Source organism: Vibrio sp. B181a (assembly GCF_030248375.1).
Classification (GTDB): Bacteria; Pseudomonadota; Gammaproteobacteria; order Enterobacterales; family Vibrionaceae; genus Vibrio; species Vibrio campbellii.
Map to the genome: position 1 here is coordinate 1 of NZ_JAHGAD010000144.1, position 1,311 is coordinate 1,311.

1 protein-coding gene is annotated in these 1,311 nt (G+C 46.7%); it reads right to left on the minus strand.

What is annotated here, in order from left to right:
* Positions 1–66 precede the first annotated feature (66 nt).
* Entirely contained in the window at positions 67–585 is a 519-nt protein-coding gene (locus tag KIO97_RS26720; RefSeq protein WP_285384424.1) for an Ig-like domain-containing protein, read from the minus strand.
* Positions 586–1,311: the final 726 nt, after the last annotated feature.

Genomic DNA, 1,311 nt, shown 5'->3' on the forward strand with positions numbered 1-1,311 from the left:
ATGGTGGATTAACACCAAATGAATCAGAACGACAGTTCTGGTTTCCTCATAAAACCGTGGCCAGTTTTACTTGACCACTACATCGTTACTCAGCACAGCAGTAGTGTCATCGTTATAATAACCAAGCGCACTCAACGGCACTTCCTGACCCGGTATCAGCGTTAAATTCTCGGGTAGTTGAACGTCAAGTGATTCCAATGTTTTCGCCACCACCGCAATATTGGCACTTTGGGTCGGAGTTTTACCATCCACAGTGTCTTCTGGAGTCACTTTGTTCATCGTCGCCGTTAGGGTTGCGTCCCCTGCACTCGAACCTGCCGTTACCGTTCCCGTATCAGGGGCGAGCGTTGAACCCGTGCCATTGTCGTCCAATGTAAATGTCACCCAACTAGAATCAAGTCGCGTCGCGTTACCCTCAACATCAATACTGTACGCCTCAAACGTTTGACTCTGCCCCGACGCAAGCTCTGCCTCTTTCGGAGAAAGCGCCAGCGAGGAAATTAACTTAGCTGGCGTCACGTCAAAGGCCTCACTCGTGGTAATATCATCCCCAACACCCAATGACTTGGTGGCGGTTAACGTCACATTACCTGGCTCTGGCGCATAAAAAACACCGTCAGGAGTGATAACTGGGGTATCGGCGGCGGCGCCATCCCACTCTTTTGCCTCTGCTCTCTACGACTAAATAGTGTTAGTAGTAAGTACTACTAGACTCTTATTGAACACTGGTCAATTTAAATAAAATGCAAAAAACGGTAAGGCTGGGCGTTGTAGCAGTAAAAAGGTGGGATATTTTGTTTGTTTCAAGCGAACACATGTCAGAGAAATGCCAATAGGTCATTCGCACAGGGTAAAATTTAGTTTTCATTAATAATTACATGCCAGTTTGACACAGAGCAGCCATCAGGAACTCAATTAGAACAAGCTTAACTATCCGCTTGATTGAAGACTCACACAGAGGAGACGTTCTACTCATCCAAAGAGTGATTGTTCGTAAAAGCGCACAAACATCCCCTCTTTAATACCGACAATGACTTGGCTGTCTTTTACTAATTCCAACTTATCTTCAATATTCACAAAATACACTCCGAGAAGAATAAGGCGCCACCCGTAAAGGTAGCGCCCAAAATATTAAAATTTAAACGCTAAACGCTGAACGTCAAACACTAAGGATTTGAGACGCAAGACGCGTAGTCCCCGTAGCTCGGGTCGTAGCTGTAGACGTTGCCATCGTTGAGGTCCACGAGGTTGTAGTTCGAGCCAATGACCGTCGCCGACCAGTAAGTGTTGTTGGACGGCCAACCACGAGCA